1 protein-coding gene is annotated in these 517 nt (G+C 39.1%); it reads right to left on the bottom strand.

What is annotated here, in order from left to right:
- Window positions 1–517, bottom strand: a 517-nt coding sequence (locus PSH54_RS20565; protein WP_443197784.1) for a sodium:calcium antiporter, incomplete at both ends; no start/stop codon positions are given.

Below are 517 nucleotides of genomic sequence, written 5' to 3'. Positions count from 1 at the left end.
CCGATGGATTAATTAATCCTGCCAGCGGTAATACCGCTAAAATATTAAAAATATTCGAACCAACTATGTTACCCAGCGCTAAGTCATCTTCATTTTTAAGTACACCTGCAATTGAAGCTGCAAGTTCAGGTAAGCTGGTGCCTATAGCAATAATGGTCAAACCAATCACTAAGTCACTTAAGCCAAAATATTTTGCGATATCAACGGCTGAGCCAACTAAAAAGTGTGAACTAACCGGCAGTAAAATCATACCCACTACCAGCCAAAAAAAAGCTTTTTTGGTTGGTACGTTGTCAGGTACTTCGTCACAGGCTTCGCTCACAAACGGATCGTCTTGGTTTTTAGCTCGCAGTGAGACAAAAATAAGTCCGCCAATAAAAACAACAAAGCCAGATAATAAGGCTGCACCTTCAAAAAATGAAAAATAGTTATCTGAAAAAATATACCAAGTTGCAATGGAGACCAGCAGTACCAGTGGAATTTCACGTTTTAACGTACTTGAAGATACTGATAAGGG

This window comes from Pseudoalteromonas sp. Angola-30 (assembly GCF_028599215.1).
In the GTDB taxonomy this organism is placed as follows: Bacteria; Pseudomonadota; Gammaproteobacteria; order Enterobacterales; family Alteromonadaceae; genus Pseudoalteromonas; species Pseudoalteromonas atlantica.
Note: the sequence above shows the minus strand (reverse complement) of the source record. Positions and strands in the feature narration are given on the sequence as shown.